Source organism: Thalassovita mangrovi (genome assembly GCF_009857745.1).
Lineage (GTDB): Bacteria > Pseudomonadota > Alphaproteobacteria > Rhodobacterales > Rhodobacteraceae > Thalassobius > Thalassobius mangrovi.
This window is the reverse complement of record NZ_WWEN01000007.1, coordinates 1-19009: the sequence shown is the minus strand read 5'-3', so window position 1 is coordinate 19009 and position 19009 is coordinate 1. Positions and strand designations below refer to the sequence as shown.

The 19009-nt window shown below is 65.6% G+C and carries 18 protein-coding genes; 11 read left to right on the top strand and 7 right to left on the bottom strand.

All coding sequences use genetic code 11. The features are described 5' to 3' along the window. Positions 1 to 16: 16 nt before the first annotated feature. Complete coding sequence (locus GR167_RS15075; protein ID WP_160974549.1) at positions 17 to 1186, bottom strand: penicillin-binding protein activator; 1170 nt, start codon at positions 1184 to 1186, stop codon at positions 17 to 19. Between the two features lie 87 nt (positions 1187 to 1273). Here GR167_RS15075 and rsmI point away from each other — a divergent pair, with 87 nt between their 5' ends. The 4 genes from rsmI to GR167_RS15055 are packed head-to-tail and all read left to right on the top strand — an operon-like array spanning position 1274 to position 4466. Continuing rightward, entirely contained in the window at positions 1274 to 2131 is an 858-nt protein-coding gene (gene rsmI / locus GR167_RS15070) for a 16S rRNA (cytidine(1402)-2'-O)-methyltransferase (RefSeq protein ID WP_160974727.1), read from the top strand. A gap of 16 nt (positions 2132 to 2147) precedes the next feature. Continuing rightward, positions 2148 to 2555 carry a YraN family protein gene (locus GR167_RS15065; RefSeq protein ID WP_160974548.1) on the top strand — a complete coding sequence of 136 codons (408 nt, stop codon included), beginning with the start codon at positions 2148 to 2150 and terminating at the stop codon, positions 2553 to 2555. A 58-nt stretch (positions 2556 to 2613) separates the two neighbouring features. Beyond that, complete coding sequence (gene gshB, locus GR167_RS15060; protein ID WP_160974547.1) at positions 2614 to 3549, top strand: glutathione synthase; 936 nt, start codon at positions 2614 to 2616, stop codon at positions 3547 to 3549. After that, a complete protein-coding gene (locus tag GR167_RS15055) occupies positions 3546 to 4466 on the top strand; it encodes an alpha/beta hydrolase (protein ID WP_160974546.1) in 921 nt (306 codons plus the stop codon). Before gshB ends, GR167_RS15055 begins: the two co-directional genes overlap by 4 nt. On the opposite strand, the gene GR167_RS15050 is transcribed toward GR167_RS15055, so the two are convergent. The 4 genes from GR167_RS15050 to cobU form a co-directional block, all read right to left on the bottom strand. Next, positions 4432 to 5946 (bottom strand): YifB family Mg chelatase-like AAA ATPase, encoded by a 1515-nt coding sequence (locus GR167_RS15050; protein ID WP_160974545.1) that lies wholly within the window; start codon positions 5944 to 5946, stop codon positions 4432 to 4434. The genes GR167_RS15055 and GR167_RS15050 overlap by 35 nt on opposite strands. Positions 5947 to 6025: 79 nt before the next feature. Beyond that, positions 6026 to 6706 (bottom strand): glutathione S-transferase, encoded by a 681-nt coding sequence (locus GR167_RS15045; RefSeq protein ID WP_160974544.1) that lies wholly within the window; start codon positions 6704 to 6706, stop codon positions 6026 to 6028. An 82-nt stretch (positions 6707 to 6788) separates the two neighbouring features. Then, positions 6789 to 7361, bottom strand: coding sequence for a histidine phosphatase family protein (locus GR167_RS15040; RefSeq protein WP_160974543.1), 573 nt, complete (start codon positions 7359 to 7361; stop codon positions 6789 to 6791). After that, positions 7358 to 7879 (bottom strand): bifunctional adenosylcobinamide kinase/adenosylcobinamide-phosphate guanylyltransferase, encoded by a 522-nt coding sequence (gene cobU / locus GR167_RS15035; RefSeq protein WP_160974542.1) that lies wholly within the window; start codon positions 7877 to 7879, stop codon positions 7358 to 7360. Before cobU ends, GR167_RS15040 begins: the two co-directional genes overlap by 4 nt. Before the next feature lie 112 nt (positions 7880 to 7991). Here cobU and GR167_RS15030 point away from each other — a divergent pair, with 112 nt between their 5' ends. From GR167_RS15030 to GR167_RS15000, 7 genes are all read left to right on the top strand, one after another. Then, positions 7992 to 8870: an RNA polymerase factor sigma-32 gene (locus tag GR167_RS15030; protein WP_160974541.1), complete on the top strand. Its 879-nt coding sequence runs from the start codon at positions 7992 to 7994 to the stop codon at positions 8868 to 8870. Continuing rightward, positions 8867 to 9664, top strand: a complete 798-nt coding sequence (locus GR167_RS15025; protein ID WP_160974540.1) for a ChaN family lipoprotein — start codon at positions 8867 to 8869, stop codon at positions 9662 to 9664. The genes GR167_RS15030 and GR167_RS15025 overlap by 4 nt, the downstream gene beginning before the upstream one ends. A 67-nt stretch (positions 9665 to 9731) precedes the next feature. Continuing rightward, on the top strand, positions 9732 to 10928 hold the full coding sequence (gene coaBC / locus GR167_RS15020) for a bifunctional phosphopantothenoylcysteine decarboxylase/phosphopantothenate--cysteine ligase CoaBC (protein WP_160974539.1): 1197 nt from the start codon (positions 9732 to 9734) through the stop codon (positions 10926 to 10928). Between the two features lies 1 nt (position 10929). After that, positions 10930 to 11394: a dUTP diphosphatase gene (gene dut, locus GR167_RS15015; RefSeq protein ID WP_160974538.1), complete on the top strand. Its 465-nt coding sequence runs from the start codon at positions 10930 to 10932 to the stop codon at positions 11392 to 11394. Then, complete coding sequence (locus GR167_RS15010; protein WP_160974537.1) at positions 11394 to 12431, top strand: HesA/MoeB/ThiF family protein; 1038 nt, start codon at positions 11394 to 11396, stop codon at positions 12429 to 12431. The genes dut and GR167_RS15010 overlap by 1 nt, the downstream gene beginning before the upstream one ends. Before the next feature lie 56 nt (positions 12432 to 12487). Next, positions 12488 to 14500: a M3 family metallopeptidase gene (locus GR167_RS15005; RefSeq protein ID WP_160974536.1), complete on the top strand. Its 2013-nt coding sequence runs from the start codon at positions 12488 to 12490 to the stop codon at positions 14498 to 14500. After that, positions 14497 to 15600: an NAD(P)/FAD-dependent oxidoreductase gene (locus tag GR167_RS15000; protein WP_160974535.1), complete on the top strand. Its 1104-nt coding sequence runs from the start codon at positions 14497 to 14499 to the stop codon at positions 15598 to 15600. The genes GR167_RS15005 and GR167_RS15000 overlap by 4 nt, the downstream gene beginning before the upstream one ends. Positions 15601 to 15701: 101 nt before the next feature. Here GR167_RS15000 and GR167_RS14995 read toward each other — a convergent pair whose 3' ends face one another. Both GR167_RS14995 and GR167_RS14990 read right to left on the bottom strand, forming a co-directional pair. After that, complete coding sequence (locus GR167_RS14995) at positions 15702 to 17198, bottom strand: phosphomannomutase/phosphoglucomutase (protein WP_160974534.1); 1497 nt, start codon at positions 17196 to 17198, stop codon at positions 15702 to 15704. Positions 17199 to 17344: 146 nt separating this feature from the next. After that, positions 17345 to 18976, bottom strand: a complete 1632-nt coding sequence (locus GR167_RS14990) for a KpsE/RkpR family capsule polysaccharide export protein (protein WP_370741331.1) — start codon at positions 18974 to 18976, stop codon at positions 17345 to 17347. Between the last annotated feature and the right edge of the window lie 33 nt (positions 18977 to 19009).

The window sequence follows — 19009 nt, the reverse complement described above, 5'->3', positions numbered from 1 at the left end:
ACGCTCTTCTGTTCGTTTAGAAACCGGCTCCGGCAAAGCTGCGCGGTGCCGGGTCGATCACCACCACCTGCTTGTTCTGGATCTGGGCCACGGCAAGGCCGCGTTCATTGGTGCCGTCGGCCAGCAGGCGGAAGATGCCGCTGACGCCCTGGAACCCGGCTGTTTGGGTCAGGGCCCCGGCGGTCAGCGCATCGCTTTGCCCGGCCTGGACCAGCGCGCCGATGGCGGCGATCCCGTCATAGGACAGCCCGCCGATCGCATGCGGCGCCGCGCCGAAGGCGGCGGTGTAGCGGCTGGAGAACCGCTGCGTCATGGTCGGATCGGGCAGCGCGAACCAGCCGCCCTGGACGCCCGGCAGTTCCAGCGTCTGCGGCGGGATGTCCCAACGGGTCAGGCCGATATATTGCGTGGTTTCCGGATCGACGCCGGATTCGTCCAAAAGCTGGGTCAGCAGCGGCAGCGCGCCTTCGGTCAGCGCGGTCAGGAATACCGAATCCGCGCCCTCGCGCACCGCGTCGCGGATCGCCGGGATCGCGTCGATCACGCCCTTTTGCGATCGCTCATAGGGCACCGCGTTGACCAGGGTGGCGCCGCTGCTCAGCGCGGCGTTTTCCACCGCGTGGCGGCCCAGCTGACCGGCGACGCCGTTGTCATGGGCGACGACGATGCGGCCCTTGCCCTGCATCGCGGCAAAGGACACCAGACGATCGGCGGTGTTCTGGAAGGTCGGGCCGAGGATGAACAGGTTGCCGCCCGCGATGGTGGTGTTGTTGGAGAACGACAGCACGTTGACCCCGCGCGAGGCGACCGCGACCGCCGCCGCGTTGGCGGATTCGCCGTAGACCGGGCCAAGGATGATCTTGGCGCCGTCATTCACCGCCTTGACCGCCATGTCCCGGGCCTGCGCCGGATCGCCCGCGGTGGCATAGACGCGCAGGTCGATATTGATCCCCTCAAGGTCCGAAATCGCCAGCCGCGCGGCGTTTTCCAGGCTCTGCGCCAGCAGGTCGTCACCGGTGTTCTGGCTGCCGCTGGGCACCAGCAGGGCCACCGGCACCGGGCCCGACGTGTTGATCGAGGGGCCGCCGTCGAACGGAACTGGCTGACAGGCGGCCAGCGCCGCGACCGACACGAAAACGGCAAGCTTGGCGATGGCCTTGCGGGCGGATTTGAAAACGGCGAACATAAATGAAATAACTCCTTGGTGACCGGCGGTAACACCGCCTTGGGTCTTTGCGGGGAATAATAAACACAGCGAGGACCGGGTCCAGTGGTGAATCTGCAACAGAAAAAACTCGCGCCGGGGCTCTATCTGCTGGCGACGCCGATCGGCACCGCCCGCGATATCACGCTGCGCGCGCTCGATATCCTGGCCTCGGCCGATGTGCTGGTGGCCGAGGACACCCGCAGCCTGCGCAAGCTGATGGAAATCCACGGAATCCCTCTGGGCGACCGGCCGGTGCTGTCCTATCACGACCATAACGGCGCGCAGATGCGTCCGCGGCTTCTGGCGCTGCTGGCGGAGGGCAAGTCGATGGCCTATGCCTCGGAGGCCGGAACGCCGATGGTCGCCGATCCCGGGTTCGACCTGGCCCGCGCTGCGCGCGAGGCCGACCACCCGGTGACCAGCGCGCCGGGCGCCTCGGCGGTGATCACCGCGCTGACCCTGGCCGGGCTGCCCACCGACCGGTTCTTCTTCGCTGGGTTCCTGCCCAATGCGAAGGGCCAGCGGCGCAGCGCGCTGGAGGAACTCAAGGAGGTGCCCGGCACGCTGGCCTTCTACGAATCGCCGAAACGGATCGCCGCGATGCTGGCCGATGCGGCCGAGGTTCTGGGCCCCGATCGCGAGGCGGCGGTGTGCCGCGAACTGACCAAGAAATTCGAGGAGGTGCTGCGCGGCACGCTGGGCGAATTGGCCGAAACCTGCAGCGAGAGGACCCTGAAAGGCGAAATCGTGGTGCTGGTGGACCGTCGGCGTTTACCGAATATTGGCGAATCCGACATAGAAGCAATGCTGCAAACGTTGCTGCAGGACCTCAGCGTGCGCGATGCGTCGGACCGGCTGGCGGCCGAAACAGGATTGCCGCGGCGCAAGATCTATCAAATGGCCCTGAAGCTGGATCGCGGCTGACCGGAAAGGGTTTCAGATGACGGCACAATTCAGATCGGACCATTTTTCGCCGGTTGCGGAAAAGGCGCTGCGCGGGCAGGTGGCGTATCTTTCCGGCCGGGCGGCCGAAGATCGGGTGGCCGATGATTACCTGTCGCGCGGCTATGCTCTGGCGCATTCGCGCTGGCGCGGGCGCAGCGGCGAGGTGGATCTGATCTTTTCCGATGGCGACGGATTCGTCTTTGTCGAGGTGAAGAAAAGCCGGTCCTTCGCCCGGGCCGCCGAACGGCTGTCCCCGGCGCAGATGCACCGGATTTACGCGGCGGCCGAGGAGTACCTGGCCCATCGCGGCCTGTCGCTGATGACCGATCTGCGCTTCGATGTCGCCCTGGTCGATGGATCGGGCGCGATCGAGGTCCTGGAAAACGCTTTCGGGCATTTCTGATTTGCCTCTTGCCGATGGTTGCGCCATGTAAGTGGCGACCACTGAGCGAGGGAAGAGCATGAAAATCGCCTTTCAGATGGACCCGATCGGGCCGATCGACATCAATGCCGACAGCACGTTCCGCATTGCCGAGGAAGCGCAGGCGCGCGGCCACGAGCTGTTTTATTACACGCCCGATTGCCTGTCCTATCAGGAAGGCCGGGTGGTTGCGCGCGGCTGGCCTTTGACGGTGCGCCGGGTCGAGGGGGATCATTACGCGCTGGGCGAAGAACAGGAGGTCGACCTTTCGGAATTCGACGTGGTGTGGCTGCGCCAGGACCCGCCGTTCGACATGTTCTACATCACCACCACCCATCTGCTGCAGCGGGTGCATCCGGGCACCTTGGTGGTCAACGATCCGTTCTGGGTGCGCAATTACCCCGAGAAACTGCTGGTGCTGGATTTCCCCGACCTGACCCCGCCGACCACCATCGCGCGTGACCTCTACACCATCAAGGCGTTCAAGGAAAAACACGGCGACATCATCCTCAAGCCGCTTTACGGCAATGGCGGCGCCGGGGTGTTCCGGCTGACCGAGGGCGACAGCAACCTGTCATCGCTTTACGAGCTGTTCACCGGCTTCAGCCGCGAACCGCTGATCGTGCAAAAATTCCTGCCCGCCGTGTCCAAGGGCGACAAGCGGGTGATCCTGGTCGATGGCGAACCGGTGGGCGCAATCAACCGGGTGCCGCAGCTGGGCGAAACGCGCTCGAACATGCATGTGGGCGGGCGGCCGGAAAAGATCGGCCTGACCGACCGCGACCTGGAAATCTGCGCCCGGATCGGGCCGCTTCTGCGCGAAAAGGGGCAGGTTTTCGTCGGCATCGACGTGATTGGCGACTGGCTGACCGAAATCAACGTGACCTCGCCCACCGGCATCCAGGAACTGGAACGGTTCGACGGCACCAACACGGCGCAGAAGATCTGGGAAGCGATCGAGGCCAAGCGCGGGTGAGCCTGAAGCTGACCCTGATGGGGGGCGCAATGCGGCCCTTGGCGCGACGCGCGATGCGGCGTGCACAGGACCCGGTTAAAATACGACGGCAATTCAACCGTGCGGCGCGGTTATGGTTCCGGGAAGTGCCGCATGCGCAGTACCGCGAGAGCGCCTATCGTTCGGAACGAGATCAGCCTGCGCTTTGGGTTTCATCGGGGCCGGCTACCTCCGACCGGGTTCTGCTGTACCTGCATGGCGGCGGCTATCTGGCGGGGTCGCCGGAAACGCATAAACGTCTTGTGGCCCGGCTGTGCCGGATGACTGGGATGCGGGCGCTGCTGCCGAGTTACAGGCTGGCCCCGGAGCACCGTCTTCCTGCCGCGTTGTACGATTCCGAAGCCGCCTTCGATCATCTGATCGCGCTTGGCTACCGCCCCGGTGATATCGTGATTGGCGGTGACAGCGCAGGCGGTGGGTTGGCGTTGTCGTTGCTGGCCCGGCTGTGCCAGACCGGGCGGCGCCCGGCGGCCTGTTTTGCCTGGTCACCCTTCTGCGACAAGTGTTTTTCAGGCGCGTCTGTGCTTGAAAACAGTCAGCGGGATCACTTTTTCCCGGGCGACAGGGTCCATGATCTGACCAGTTTCGTGCTAGGCGATTTGCCGCCGGACGATCCACGTATTTCGCCGCTTTATGCCGAATTCCCCGGGACGCCGCCGGTGCTGTTGCAGGTCTCCGATAGCGAGATTTTACGCGATGACTCGGTGCGAATGGCCGAAAAACTGAGTCTTGCAGGGGGCGCGGTCGAGTTGCAGACTTGGCCGGACGCACCGCATGTCTGGCAAATTTTCGATGGCTGGTTCCCCGAGGCGCGCCAGGCCATCCGTGAAACGGCCCGGTTTCTCAGGCATCTGGAAGACCAGCCAGCCGATAACTGATCGCTTCGGCCATGTGGTGCCTTTGAATGGTGTCTGCCCCGTCCAGATCGGCGATGGTGCGGGCCACCCGCAGCACCCGGTGATAGCCGCGCGCGGACAATCCGAACCGTTCGGCGACCTGGCCCAGAAGTTCCTTGCCCGCCGCGTCCGGGGTGGCGATGCGTTCCAGCACCTCGCCCTCGGCCTCGGCATTGAGGGTCATGCCCTCGATGCCTGCGAACCTTTCGGCCTGCACTTGCCGGGCGGCGGCGACGCGATCGGCCACCTGCGCCGACGTATCGCCCGAGGGCGGCAGGTCGAGATCGGTATAGGCGACCGGGGGCACCTCGATCCGCAGGTCGAACCGATCCAAGAGCGGCCCGCTGATCCGTCCCATGTAATCCTCGCCGCAATTGGGGGCGCGGTTGCAGGCGCGGCCGGGGTCGGTCAGGTGGCCGCATTTGCACGGGTTTGCGGCGGCGACCAGCATGAAGCGGCAGGGATATTGCACATGCGCGTTGGCGCGCGACACCATGACCTGGCCGGTTTCGATCGGTTGACGCAGGGTTTCCAGCACGGTGCGGGGGAATTCGGGAAATTCGTCCATGAACAGCACGCCGTTATGCGCCAGCGATATTTCCCCCGGCTTCGCGCCGCGCCCGCCGCCGACGATGGCCGCCATCGACGCCGTGTGATGCGGTTCGCGGAACGGGCGGACCCGCGAGATTCCGCCTTCGTCCAAAAGCCCGGCCAGCGAATGCACCATCGAGGTTTCCAGCGCCTCGGTCGCGGTCAGCGGCGGCAATATGCCGGGGATGCGCGCGGCGAGCATGGATTTGCCCGATCCGGGCGGGCCGGTCATCAGCAGGTGATGCCGCCCGGCGGCGGCGATTTCCAGCGCCCGCTTGGCCCGTTCCTGCCCCTTCACGTCGCGCAGGCAGCGGCCGGTCTGATCCTGAACCACCTCGCCCGGCTGCGCCGGGGGCAGCGGCGACTGGCCGGTGTAATGGCGCACCACGTCGGCCAGGCCGGGGGCGGCGATCACCTGGCAGGCGCCGACCCAGGCCGCCTCGGCGCCCGACGCCTTGGGGCAGAGCAATATCCGGTCCTCCTCGGCGGCGGACATGGCGGCGGGCAGGGCGCCGATCACCGGGATCAGCGCGCCGTCCAGCGACAGCTCGCCCAGGGCGGTGGTGGTTTCGGCGGCATCAGCGGGGATGATTTCCAACGCCGCCAGAAGGGCGAGCGCGATGGGCAGGTCGAAATGGCTGCCCTCCTTGGGCAGGTCGGCGGGCGACAGGTTGATGGTGATCCGCTTCGACGGCAGCGCGATGGCCAGCGATCCGAGCGCGCTGCGCACCCGGTCGCGGGCTTCCGACACCGCCTTGTCGGGCAGGCCGACGATGGCAAAGGCGGGCAGGCCCGGCGTGACGGCGCATTGCACCTCGACCGGGCGGGCCGAAACCCCTTCGAACGCCACCGTATAGGCCCGCGCAACCATGCAATCCCCCGCCTTGGACCGGAAAAATCAACCGTAGCGGAGCAGCGCTTTAGGATTGGTTAACGCAGATTTACCCTGTTCAGACGGGCCAGGGCCGCTTCGGCAGGTCCATCGCATAGGGTTCCGGGTCGTAGGATTTCTGCAGCCCCGCCGCGCGCCAGCTTTGAAACGCGGGATCGGCCAGCGTGGTTGCGACGTAGTCGCGGGCCAGATCGCCGACCGGCAGGTCATACCCGGCGATCCGCGCCGCGACCGGGGCGAAGAAGCAATCGGCCAGCGAATAGCGCCCGAACAGCCACGGGCCCTCGGCGCCGAATTCTTCGCGCGCCTTGGTCCACAGCAATTCGAGCCGGTCCAGGTCGGCGCGCAGCGCGTCGGAGACGGTAAAGCCTTCGTATTGATGCAGAAGCTGCATCGGGCATTCGGCGCGCAGGGTGGTGAAACCGGCATGCATTTCGGCGCTGATCCAGCGGGCGAAGGCGCGGGCCTCGGGCGCTTCGGGCCACATCTGCAGCTCGGGGTGGCGGCTGTTCAGTTCCTCCGCGATGGCCTGGGTTTCGCCGATCACCGTGCCCTCGGGCGTTTTCAGCACCGGCACCAGACGCGCCGGGGCCAGCCCGGCGAGGTCCTGCTGGAACGTGCCGCTGTACAGCCCGACGAAGCGGGTTTCATAGGGCAGGCCGAATTTTTCCAGCATCAGCCAGCCGCGCAGCGACCAGCTGGAAAAGCTTTGATCGCCGATATAGATTTGATAGGACATCCGGTAATCTCCGATGGATGAGGTTTGTCCCAGGATAACCCTAAAATTACATCACGAAATCAAATATTTGTGCGTCAACGCATCACAGATTTTGATTGATCGTCCGGGCCGTCCAGCCCGCCCCGTCCCAGTGCAATTCGGTCAGCGACAGGTTTTCGATCCGGTGTGAAAACGCCTCATAAGCGCCGATCTTCAGCGCTTGTTGCAACTGGGTCAGGATCACCCCGAAATGGGCGACCGCCACGATATCGCGGCCGGGATTGTCGGCGATTAGCCGCGCAACGGCACGGTCGACCCGGGCGGTGACGTCGTTCCAGCTTTCGCCGCCGGGCGGGCGGATGTCGCCGGGATTGTCCCAATAGGCGCGGATATGGTCCTGATCTTCGACCTCGTCGAAGCGTTTCAGTTCCCAATCGCCGAAATGGATTTCCCGCAGGTCGGGATCATGCGGCAGCCGCGTCCGGCTCCCGGCGATCGCATCGGCGGTGGCAGCGGCGCGGCTCAGGTCCGAGGACACCACCAGGGCGTCCGGCGGCAACGCGGCGTCGAGCCGGGCCAGCTGCGCGGTATCGCTGAGATCGGCGGGCAGGTCGGACCAGCCGACCATGGATTTCGCATGGGTGGGGCCGTGGCGGACCCAGAACAGCCGGGTCATGGCAATTGCCCCTTCAGCGCCAGCGGCAGGCCGGCCATCACCGCGACGACCAGATCGGCCTTTTCGGCGATCCGCCGGTTTACCCGGCCCTGCGCGTCGCGGAACACCCGGGCGAGGGCGTTTTCGGGCACCACGGACATGCCGACCTCGTTGGTGACCACCACCACGGGGGCCTTGCAGGCGCTCAGCGCAACGAGAAAACGCTCCTCTTCCTGCGCCAGATCCGATTCCGCCAGCAGGTGATTGGACAGCCACATCGTGGCGCAATCGAGCAGCACGATCTGGTCGGGGCGGGCGGCGCCCAGCGGCGTGGCGACATCCATCGGCGCGTCGACGGTGTGCCAATTGTTACCGCGCTGCTGTTGGTGGGCGGTGATCTTGGCCTGCATTTCGTCATCCCAGGGCTGCGCCGTTGCGATATAGACCCTGTCGTAACCGGTTTGAATCACGTGACTTTCCGCCCAGGACGATTTCCCGGACCCGGCCCCGCCTATCACCAGGGTCAATTTATGTCGCATTTTTTGCACACCTTATTGTGAATTGGCGCATATTGCTGTGCGTAGCATTCCGGCTTGTAATGAAACAAGACGCGGCGCCCGTTGCGCCGGATTGATTTGTGGGGGAATTGGAATGCCACTCGATGCACCAAATGACGTCTCCCTGTCCCGCCAGGCCATGAAGGCCGAGCTTCTGGATGCGGAAACCGAACGTGAACTTGCCTATGCCTGGCGCGATCACCGGGATGAACAGGCGCTGCACCGCCTGATCAACGCCTATATGCGGCTGGCGATTTCCATGGCGGCCAAGTTCAGGCGCTACGGCGCGCCGATGAACGACCTGATCCAGGAAGCGGGGCTTGGCCTGATGAAGGCCGCCGATAAGTTCGATCCCGATCGCGGCGTGCGCTTTTCGACCTATGCGGTGTGGTGGATCAAGGCCTCGATCCAGGATTACGTGATGCGCAACTGGTCGATGGTGCGCACCGGATCGACCTCGTCGCAGAAAACGCTGTTCTTCAACATGCGCCGGGTTCAGGCGCGGCTGGAACGCGAAGCCCAATCGCGGGGCGAGGAGCTGGACAGCTATCAGCTGCGCCAGGCCATTTCGATGGAAGTCGGCGTGCCCCTGCGCGATGTCGAAATGATGGAAGGCCGCTTGTCCGGGTCCGATTTCTCGCTCAACGCGACGCAAAGCGCCGAGGATGAGGGGCGCGAATGGATCGACACGCTGGAAGACGACGGTGCCGATGCGGCGGAAATCGTCGAGGACCAGCACGATATGCAGACCCTGCGGCAGTGGCTGCTCGACGCGATCGGCAGCCTGAACGAACGCGAACAGTTCATCATCCGCGAACGCAAGCTGAAGGAACCGGCGCGGACGCTGGAATCGCTTGGCGAGGAACTGGGCCTGAGCAAGGAAAGGGTGCGGCAGCTGGAAGCGGCGGCGCTGGCGAAGATGAAGAAACGGCTGGAACAGGAAAGCCGCGAAGTGCAAGACTTCCTGGTATGAAAAAACCGTTTCTGTTTGCGCTGATCCTGGCCACCTTGCCGGGGGCGGTCCTTGCCGATCCTGCCGCCGATCTGGTGCGGGATCGCGACGTGGTTGTCCTTGGCGAGGTGCATGACAATCCCGCCCATCACGACACCCAGGCACGGCTGACCGAAGCAGCCGCGCCCAAGGCGTTGGTGTTCGAGATGCTGAGCCCCGATCAGGCGGGGCTGATCACCGAGGATTTGCGTGCCGATGCGGCGGCGCTGGCCGCCGCGCTGGACTGGGAAAACAGCGGCTGGCCCGATTTCGCGATGTATTACCAGGTCATGCAATCCGCGCCGCAGGCCGCGATCTATGGCGCAGGCGTGCCGCGCGACGCAGCGCGGGCGGCGTTCGAGACCGGGATCGAGGCAAGCTTCGGCGATGACGCGTCGGATTACGGGCTGGATCAACCGCTGCCCGGCGATCAGCACAAAGCGCGGCTGGCGCTGCAGAAGGCGGCGCATTGCGATGCTCTGCCCGACGACCTGCTGCCGAAAATGGTGGCGCTGCAACGGCTGCGCGACGCCACCCTGGCCCGCACCACGCTGCGCGCGCTGGACGAAACCGGCGGGCCGGTGGTGGTGATCACCGGCAACGGCCATGCACGGGCCGATTGGGCGGTGCCCGCCTATCTGAAGGCGCAAAACCCCGACCTGAACATGGTGTCCATCGGCCAGTCCGAGGACGGCAACGACCCCGAAGGCGCGTTCGACGCGGTGATCGACGCGCCGGGGGTGTATCGCCCCGATCCGTGCGAGGCGTTTCGCTAGGCCGCCCTTGTCTCCGCCCCTTGAGCGGCCTACTGTCCCGGGCAACTTGGAACGGGGGGATTGCAGGATGAACGGCAAGCGCATTTTGTTGATCGTCGGCGGCGGAATCGCGGCCTTCAAGGTGCCGGAACTGATCCGCCGCCTGCGCGAACGCGGCGCGGCGGTGACGCCTGTCCTGACCCGTGCGGCGCAGGAATTCGTCACGCCGCTGACCGTGTCGTCGCTGGCGGGCGAAAAGGCCTATACCGACCTGTTCGACCTGACCGACGAGGCCGAGATGGGCCATATCCAGCTGTCGCGCGCGGCCGATCTGGTGCTGGTGGTGCCCGCCACCGCCGATCTGATGGCCAAGATGGCGGGTGGGCATGCCGACGACATGGCCTCGACCCTGCTGATGGCGACCGACACGCCGGTGATGATCGCGCCGGCGATGAATGTGCGGATGTGGGAACACCCCGCGACGCAGCGCAACCTGGCGGCCCTGCAACAGGACGGCATCACCGTTCTGGGCCCGGATCAGGGCGACATGGCCTGCGGCGAATACGGGCCGGGGCGGATGGTCGAACCGATGCAGATCGTCGAGGCGGTCACAGCTGCCCTGACCGGCGGGCCGCTCAGGGGCAAGCGGGTGCTGGTGACCTCGGGGCCGACGCACGAACCGATCGACCCGGTGCGCTACATCGCCAACCGCTCTTCGGGGGCGCAGGGCACCGCCATCGCATCGGCGCTGGCGGCCTTGGGGGCCGATGTGATCTTCATCACCGGCCCGGCCGACGTGCCGCCGCCCACGGGCGTCACCGTGGTGCCGGTGGAAACCGCGCAGCAGATGCTGCAGGCGGTGCAGGATGCGCTGCCCGTCCACGTGGCGGTCTTCGCCGCGGCGGTGGCGGATTGGCGCGTGGCGTCATCCTCGGCATCCAAGATCAAGAAACAGGACGGCAAGCTGCCGGTGCTGGAATTCGCCGAAAACCCCGACATCCTGGCCACGATCAGCCAGATGAAAACCGGCCGTCCCGACCTTGTGGTGGGCTTCGCCGCCGAAACCGACGATGTCATCGCCAATGCCACGGCGAAACGCGCCCGCAAGCAATGCGACTGGATCGTGGCCAACGACGTGCGCCCCGAAACCGGCATCATGGGCGGGGCGGAAAACGCCGTCATCCTGATCCGCGAAGACGGGGTCGAGGAATGGCCGAGACTGGACAAGGCCGAGGTCGCCAAGCGGCTGGCCAAACGGATCGCAGACAAGGTGGAGGAAGCCTGACATGGTGCAGATCGCGGTGATCTGGGATCAGGGCGCGGACCGCGCCATTCCCTTGCCCAGCTATGAAACCCCCGGCGCGGCGGGCGCCGATATCCGCGCCAACTTCGCCCCCGATTTCCGCGAAGAGGGCATGACCCTCGCGCCGGGATTCCGGGCGCTGATCCAGACCGGGCTGCGCTTCGAGATCCCCAACGGGTACGAGGTGCAGATCCGCCCCCGTTCCGGCCTGGCGCTGAAACACGGGATCACCATCCCCAACAGCCCCGGCACCATCGACAGCGATTATCGCGGGCCGGTGGGGGTGATCCTGCACAACGCCAGCAACCAGCCCTTCCACGTCGCCCATGGCGACCGCATCGCGCAGATGATCGTGGCGCCGGTGGTACAGGCGCAATTCGCCGTGGTCGACGGGCTGAGCGCCACCGCCCGCGGCGATGGCGGCTTCGGATCGACCGGGCGCAGCTGATGCTGTTGATCTTCGTATTGGCAGCGGCGCTTTGGGGCGTTGGGGTGGCGTTGAAAACCCCTTACAAGCTGCGCTTGACCATGATCGGGCTGTTGTGGCTGGCGGTTGTTGTGCTGCATCTGGTGCTGCCCGACGGTCACGGGCTGCGCCAGTCCACCGGCGGATCGGCCGCGCCTTGGCTTCTGCTTGGCGGGTTTGCCGCGCTGGTGCTGGTCTATCGCCAGGGGCTGGTCTGGGCGCGCAACCGGGCGCAGCCGGAACCCGAACCGGCAAAGCCCGCGGGCACGTTCAACGAATCCGAACTGAACCGCTATGCCCGCCACATCGTGCTGCGCGAAATCGGCGGGGCAGGGCAGAAGAAGCTGAAGAATGCTAAGGTGCTGGTGATCGGGGCCGGCGGGCTGGGATCGCCCGCGCTGCTGTATCTGGCGGCGGCGGGGGTCGGCACCATCGGCGTGATCGACGATGACGAGGTCGACAATTCCAACCTGCAGCGGCAGGTGATCCACCGCGACGCCGATATCGGCATGGCCAAGGTGTTTTCCGCCAAGGCCGCGATGGAGGCGCAGAACCCCTTCGTCATCGTGCGCCCCTACAAGCGGCGGCTCGAGGCCGACATGGCCGAAGACCTGTTCGCCGATTACGATCTGATCCTCGACGGCACCGACAATTTCACCACCCGTTACCTCGCCAATGCGGCGGCGGTGAAACTGGGCAAGCCGCTGATTTCCGGCGCCTTGTCGCAATGGGAAGGCCAGCTGAGCGCCTTCGACCCGGCCACCTCGGGCCCCTGCTATCAATGCATCTTCCCCGAAGCCCCTGCGCCCGGACTCGCGCCTTCCTGCGCCGAGGCGGGCGTGATCGGGCCGTTGCCCGGCGTGATCGGCGCGATGATGGCGGTGGAGGCGATCAAGCTGATCACCGGTGCGGGCGCGGCGCTCAGGGGCGAAATGATGATCTATGACGCGCTTTGGGGCGAGAGCCGCAAGATCACGCTGAAGAAACGCGCCGACTGCCCGGTCTGCGGGGCGCATTAGGGGGCTGGAAGTCCCAAAACAACGGGCCTACCTTGCCTTGCAAAGGAGACCCGTTCATGACCAACCCGCTTCTGTCCCAGTGGAACACGCCGTTTGAAATCGCCCCCTTCGACCGCATCCGCGACGAAGATTTCGCCCCCGCCTTCGAAACCGCTCTGGCCCGGCACAACGCCGAAATCGACGCCATCGCGGGCAAAGCGGAGGCGCCGAGCTTCGCCAACACCATCGAGGCGCTGGAAGCGGCGGGCGAGGCGATGGACAAGGTGCTGTCGGTCTTCTTCACCGTGGCGGGCGCCGACAGCAATCCCGAGCGCGAAAAGCTGCAGCGGGACTTTTCCCCGAAACTGGCGGCGCATTTTGCGGCGATTTCATCGAACAAACCGCTGTTTCAGCGGGTCGCCGATCTGTGGGCACGCAAGGACGACCTGGGGCTGAGCGAGGAACAGCAACGGGTCTTGATGCTGACCCATCGCGGCTTCGTCCGTTCCGGTGCCGCGCTGGAAGGCGACGCCGACAAGCGGATGGCCGAAATCAAGGGGCGGCTGGCCACCTTGGGCACCCAGTTCACCCAGAACCTGCTGGCAGATGAACGCGAATGGTTCATGCAAGTGGGCGAGGACGACCTAGAAGGCCTGCCCGATTTTGTCGTGGGCGCAATGCGCGCGGCGGGCGAGGAAAAGGGCATCGACGGTCCTATCGTCACCACCTCGCGGTCGATCATCACGCCGTTCCTGCAATTCTCGCCGCGCCGGAATTTGCGCGAAAAAGCCTACAAGGCCTTCGTGGCGCGCGGGGCCAATGGCGGCGATCACGACAACCGCGACATCGCCGCCGAAATCCTGAAGCTGCGCGAAGAACGCGCGCACCTTCTGGGTTACGACAATTTCGCCGCCTACAAGCTGGAAACCGAAATGGCGAAGACACCTGAAAAGGTGGAGGAGCTTTTGCTGGCGGTCTGGGCCCCGGCCAAGGCGCGGGCCGAGGAAGACGCCAAGGTGCTGGAAGCGATGATGCACGAGGACGGCGTCAACGGTGATCTGGAAGCCTGGGACTGGCATTACTACGCCGCCAAGCGCCGCAAGGCGGAACACGATCTGGACGAGGCGGCGCTGAAACCCTACCTGCAGCTCGACCGGATGATCGAGGCCTCCTTTGCCTGCGCCAACCGGCTGTTCGGGCTGGAATTCAAACCGCTCGACGCGGCGCTGTACCACCCCGATTGCCGCGCCTGGGAAGTGACCCGGAACGGCAAGCACGTGGCGGTCTTCATCGGCGATTATTTCGCGCGCGGATCGAAACGGTCGGGCGCGTGGTGTTCGGCGATGCGGGCGCAGGCGAAGTTTCCGAAGGACCAGGCGCCGGTCGTCATTAACGTCTGCAACTTCGCCAAGGCCGACCCGGCGCTTCTGTCCTATGACGACGCGCGCACGCTGTTCCACGAATTCGGCCACGCGCTGCACCAGATGCTGTCCAACGTGACGTACGAAAGCATCTCGGGCACCTCGGTGGCGCGCGATTTCGTCGAACTGCCGAGCCAGCTTTACGAGCACTGGCTGGAAGTCCCCGCGGTGCTGGAAGAATTCGCCACCCATGCCGAAACCGGTGAACCGATGCCCAAGGCGATGCTGGACAAGGTTCTGGGGGCAGCGAATTTCGATCAGGGCTTCCAGACGGTGGAATATGTGGCCTCGGCACTGGTGGACCTGGAATTCCACAAGGGCGCGGCGCCCGCCGATCCGATGGCGATGCAGGCCGAGGTTCTGGACCGGCTGGGCATGCCGAAACAGATCGCCATGCGCCACGCCACGCCGCAATTCGCCCATGTGTTTTCCGGCGACGGCTACAGTTCGGGCTATTACAGCTACATGTGGTCCGAGGTGATGGATGCCGACGCGTTCGAGGCCTTCGAGGAGGCGGGCGATCCGTTCGATCCGGCAAAGGCCAAGGCGCTGGAGGCCAACATCCTGTCCACCGGCGGCTCGCAGGAGGCCGAGGACCTCTACAAGGCGTTCCGCGGCCGGATGCCGGGGGTCGAGGCGCTGCTGAAAGGGCGCGGGTTGGCGGCATGACCCATGCGGATGTGATCGTCATCGGCGGCGGTATCGCCGGGGTCAGCGCCGCCGCGATGTTGGCCGAACACATGTCGGTTCTGCTGCTCGAGGCGGAACCGCGCACCGGCTATCATTCGACCGGACGCTCGGCGGCGATCTTCATCCGCAATTACGGCAACGCGACGCTGAGGGCGCTGAACGCGGCCTCGGCGCCCGTCCTGGAAAACCCCGACGGGGTGGCGGACAGCTCGCTGCTATCGCCGCGCGGCGAGCTGATGCTGGCGGAGGAGGACGAGGTGGATACGCTCGACGCCTATGTCGCCGACGCGGTGGGGATGGACATGCTGACGCCGGAACAGGCGGTCGAGCTGGTGCCGATCCTGCGCCCGGAACGGATCGCATCGGCCGCCATCGAATGGGACGCGCAGGATATCGACGTCGACCGCATGCTGTCGGGCTATCAGCGGCTGCTGAGCACGCGCGGCGGCCGGATCGTCACCGGCGCGCCGGTCACGGCGCTGCTGCGCTTGGGCGGGGTCTGGCAGGTCAGCGCGGGCGGGGCGGAGTATGCAGCACCCATCGTGGTGAACGCCGCCGGGGCCTGGGCCGGGCAGATCGGGCAGATGGCCGGGGCGTTGCCCATCGCGATACAGCCGATGCGCCGCTCGGCGGCGATCCTGCCTGCGCCGGGAGGTCATGACCTGCGCCGCTGGCCGCTGTTCGGTAGCATCACGGAACGCTGGTACGCCAAGCCCGAGGCGGGCAAGCTGATGGTCAGCCCGGCCGACGAGGACCCGGTCGAGCCGCATGACGCCTGGCCCGACGACATGGTGCTGGCCGAGGGGCTGCACCGGTTCGAACAGGCGGTGACCATGCCGGTGACCCGGGTCGAACACAGCTGGGCCGGGCTGCGCAGCTTCGCGCCCGACCGCACCCCGCTGGCCGGGTTCGATCCGCAGGCGGAGGGATTTTTCTGGCTTGCCGGGCAGGGCGGCTATGGCGTGCAGACCGCACCGGCGCTGTCGCGGTTGACGGCGGCGCTGATTGTGGGGCTCAGCCCGGAGGTCGCGCCGGAGGTTATCGCGATGCTTGATCCGGCGCGGTTCGCGACCGGGTAGGGGGGAGGGGGCGCTGCCCCCTCTGCGCGCGTGGCGCGCATTCACCCCCGGGATATTTTTGAACAGAAGAAGCGGCAGGGTTTGGCCTGCCGCCCGGGGGATCAGATTTTCTGATCGTAATCGCCGACCAGCGGTTCGGTGCGGATCACCGCGTCGATATCGGCGAAGATGGCACGCATCTCGTCTTCGCTTTCGCTGGATTCGCAGACCACCACCAGGTTGGGGGTGTTGGACGAGGCGCGCACCAGCCCCCAGGAGCCGTTTTCCAGGATGACGCGCGCGCCGTTCACGGTGACGACTTCCTTGATCGGCTTGCCGGCGATGGAGTCGCCCGCCTCGGCCTTGGCGACGAGTTTCGCCACCAGCCGGTCCAGTACCGCGTATTTTTCGGTATCGGCGCAATGGGGCGACATGGTCGGCGTCGACCAGGTTTTCGGCAGCGCCTTGCGCAGGTCGGACATTTTCATGTCCGGGTTGCGGTCCATCAGCTTGCAGATTTCCACCGCCACCCGCATGCCGTCGTCATAGCCGCGCCCGATATCCCCAGCGAGGAAATAGTGGCCGGATTTTTCAAACCCCGCCAGCGCACCCAGGGCATGGACCCGGCGTTTCATGTGGCTGTGGCCGGTTTTCCAGTAATCGGCCTTGATGTCGTATTTCTTCAGCTCGGGATCGGAGGCGAAAAGCCCGGTCGATTTCACGTCCGCCACGAAGGTCGATCCGGGGTAGAGCTTGGCCAGGTCGCGGGCCATGATCACGCCGACCTTGTCGGCGAAGATTTCCTCGCCCTCGTCGTCCACCACGCCGCAGCGGTCGCCGTCGCCGTCGAAGCCGAGCGCGAAATCGGCGCCGCTGGCTTTCACGCTGTCCGACATGTCGTGCAGCATTTCCATCGCTTCGGGGTTGGGGTTGTAATTGGGGAAGGTGTAATCGAGCCGGTTGTGGCTTTCGACCACCTCGACCCCGAGCCGTTCGAACAGTTTCGGCGCGAAGGCCGAGGCGGTGCCGTTGCCGGTGGCGCAGACGACCTTGAGCTTGCGGGTCATTTTGAAATCGCCCACCAGGTCGTCCATATAGGCATCGAACACGCCGTCGACGGTTTCGTACGATCCGCCCGGCGCCGCTTCCCCGCGGCCTTCCAGCACGATGTCGCGCAGTTCGGCCATTTCATCCGGCCCGTGGGTCAGCGGCCGCTGGAACCCCATCTTGACGCCGGTCCAGCCGTTCGGGTTGTGCGACGCGGTGACCATCGCCACGGCGGGCGCGTCGAGGTGGAACTGGCTGAAATAGGCCATCGGCGTGATGCAGGGGCCGATATCCTTGACCCGGATGCCGGCCTGCATCAGCCCGATCACCAGCGCCTGTTTGATCGCCAGCGAATAGTCGCGGTAATCGTTGCCCACGGCGATCACCGGGTCGAGCCCGTGCTTGCGTATCTGGGTGCCGATCCCGAGCCCCAGAGCGGTCATTCCCGGCAGGTTGATTTCGTCGGGATATTTCCACCGCGCATCATATTCGCGGAACCCGGTCGGCTTGATCATCGGGTCGCGGAGGAATTCCCAGGTATTGGGGGTGACGTCGGGAATGGGTTTGGTCACTTCAAGGCTCGCTTCGGAATTACAATTTTACCCAACTTGTATGCCCAGCATATGGCGGGAATACAACAAAGGGGTGGTGATTTTTGCGGCAGTTGGTGGCGGACCGCCCGCCGATTGGGCAGGCGGTCCGCAGGATCAGGGCCGGATCAGGACGAAACCTGTTCGCGCAGGATCGAGGCGGTGAGCGACACCATCAGATAGACCCCCGACAGAACCAGGAAGGCCAGGATCGTGTTTTCGAACGCGCGCGGATAGGTGGCGTCGTCCGGCGCCACCGGCCGCACCGAGGTGGTCAGGTAGCGCACCTGTCGGTTGGCCTCCAGCGCGGTCTGCTTTTCGTTCTGCAGCGCCGATTGCAGGAACATGTCGGCGGTGGCCAGGTCGGCCTGCGCCATCTGGATCTGTGCCGCCTTGGCCGCCAGCGAAGTGTCGCCGACCGAGGCCTCGTTCAGCCGCGCGCGCTGCTTGTCCAGTTCGGCCCGCAGCAGCCGGGTTTCGGTTTCCAGCGCCTCGACCTTCGACCGGTTGGGACGGGCGTTGTTCAGCTGGGTCTGCAATTGCAGTTCCTTGTCCTGCAGCTGCATTTCCACGTTGTTGATCAGCGCCCTGATGCTGGCCATTTCGCCTTCGGGGTCCAGCAGGGTGCCTTCCTGCAGCAGGACCAGCTGTTCCTGCGCCTGGCGACGTTCGGCCTTGGCGGTATCCAGGCTGGCGCGGGCTTCGCGCATCTGGTCTTCGCGCTTGCGCCGGGACAGTTCGTCGACCCGTTCCTCGGCATAGGAAATCAGGTGTTCGGAAAAGGCGGCGCTGACCTGCGGGTCGGGGGCGATCACTTCCATGCGGATCACGCCTTCGGTCGGGTCATAGCCGATCTTCACGTTGCGCTTGTAGATCTTGTAGGCGGCTTCGTCCGAGGCATCGGCGGGCAGCCGCTTGATCGGGTCGATATGGTCTTCGCTGAAATGCGCCTTGAAGCCCAGATCCTGGTCCAGCCGCTTCATCGCATCGCGCGACATCAGGTAGCTTTGCACCGCGATCGCATCCTGGTTGGTGGCGAATTGGGTGCCCGACAACAGCCCGCCCAGGGCCGAGCCGCCGGTCGCATCCGCTTCGAGGATCAGGAATTCCGACTTGGTGGCGTAAAGCGGCGTGGCGACGAAGTAATAATACCAGCCGACCAGCAGCGTCGGCAGGAAGATGAAGAATGCCAGCCGGGTCAGCAGCAGCGTCAGCTTGCGCCGCCGCCGCCGGGCGATGTCCTTCTGGATTTCCATGATTTCCGAGCTGCGGCGTTCGGCCGGGCTGACCTCGGTCGAGGGCAGGGTCTGGCCTTTCGGCGGCACGGTTTGCGGCAGCTGGGTCTTGGTCTTTGCCGGGGGCTTGGCCTGTTGTTCGGCCGGGTCTTCCTGCGGCACCACCAGTTCCAGCATGGTCGAGCGCTTGAACGGGTCGATCCCGTTGGCGCGCAGCAGCCGGATGGCGTCGAAATCAGATGTCGGGGCCAGGCCGCGTTTCTGTGCCACGCGCCGGGCCATGCGCAATTGCTGCCCGGTCAGGCCTTCCTTGCGGATGGCGTCGATTTCCTGATCGACGCTGACCTCGTTGGCCGAGGACACCATTCCTTCGACGGGGAGGCCTTCGGCCGGGGCGGCGGTGCGTTTCGGGCGGGCGGGGGCGGTTGCCTGAGGCTGTGCCTGGGTTTGCGCCTGTGCCTGCGGGCGGCGTGGCGCGGGGGGCGGGGCGGCGGCGGCCTGCGAGCGGGACCGGACCTCGGACAGGTAGCTGCGGGTCGGCTGGCCGGGGGCGGCGGG